This window comes from Polaromonas sp. P3_C2 (assembly GCF_056402675.1).
This window is the reverse complement of the sequence record NZ_JBFUGX010000991.1, coordinates 1-1,109: the sequence shown is the minus strand read 5'-3', so window position 1 is coordinate 1,109 and position 1,109 is coordinate 1. Positions and strand designations below refer to the sequence as shown.

The window sequence follows — 1,109 nt, the reverse complement described above, 5'->3', positions numbered from 1 at the left end:
CAGCTGCTCATGCCACCAGCTTCGTTGATGCCCTCTTGCAGGATCTGGCCCTGCTTGTCTTCCTTGTAGTACATCACCTGGTCTTTGTCGACCGGCGTGTATTGCTGGCCGTCAGGGTTGTAGATGCCGATCTGGCGGAACAGGCCTTCCATGCCGAAGGTGCGGGCTTCATCGACCAGGATGGGCACTACGCGCGGGCCCAGGGCCTGGTCGCGCAGCAGTTGCGTGAGAAAGYGCACATACGCCTGCGTGGTCGAGATTTCGCGGCCTTCGGCCGTGGGCTCGATCACCGACTTGAAGGTCTCGAGTGCTGGCACGGTGAACTGCTCGTCGGCCTTGACGCGGCGGTGCGGCAGGTAGCCGCCCAGGGCCTTGCGGCGCTCGTGCAGGTAGCGCATCTCGGGCGTGTCGTCGGCCGGCTTGTAAAACGGGATGTCGGCGAGCTGGCTGTCGGGAATCGGGATGTTGAAGCGGTCGCGGAAGGCCTTGATGTCTTCGTCGGCCAGCTTTTTGGTCTGGTGGACGTTGTTCTTGCCTTCGCCGATCTTGCCCATGCCGAAGCCTTTGACGGTCTTGATCAGCAAGACGGTGGGCTGGCCCTCGTGCTTGACGGCCGCGTGGAAGGCCGCATAGACCTTTTGCGAATCATGGCCGCCACGGCGCAGGTTCCAGATGTCGTCGTCGCTCATCTTGGCGACCATCTCGAGCGTGCGTGGGTCTTTGCCGAAGAAGTGCTTGCGGACGAAGGCGCCGTCGTTGGCCTTCATGGCCTGGTAGTCGCCGTCGACCGTGTCCATCATGACCTTCCTGAGCGCGCCGTCCTTGTCGCGGGCCAGCAGCGGATCCCAGTTGCTGCCCCAGATGAGCTTGATGACGTTCCAGCCGGCACCGCGGAACTCGCCTTCGAGCTCCTGGATGATCTTGCCGTTGCCGCGAACCGGGCCGTCGAGGCGCTGCAGGTTGCAGTTGATGACAAAGACGAGGTTGTCGAGCTTTTCGCGCGCGGCCAGGCCGATGGCGCCCATCGATTCGACTTCGTCCATCTCGCCGTCGCCGCAGAAGACCCAGACCTTGCGGTTTTCAGTGTTGGCAATGCCGCGGGCGTGCAG

General features: G+C 63.0%; 1 pseudogene. It reads right to left on the bottom strand.

The window, feature by feature from the left end:
• A pseudogene (gene aceE / locus AC1DWI_RS24060) lies at positions 1 to 1,109 on the bottom strand (pyruvate dehydrogenase (acetyl-transferring), homodimeric type); the annotation flags it as partial.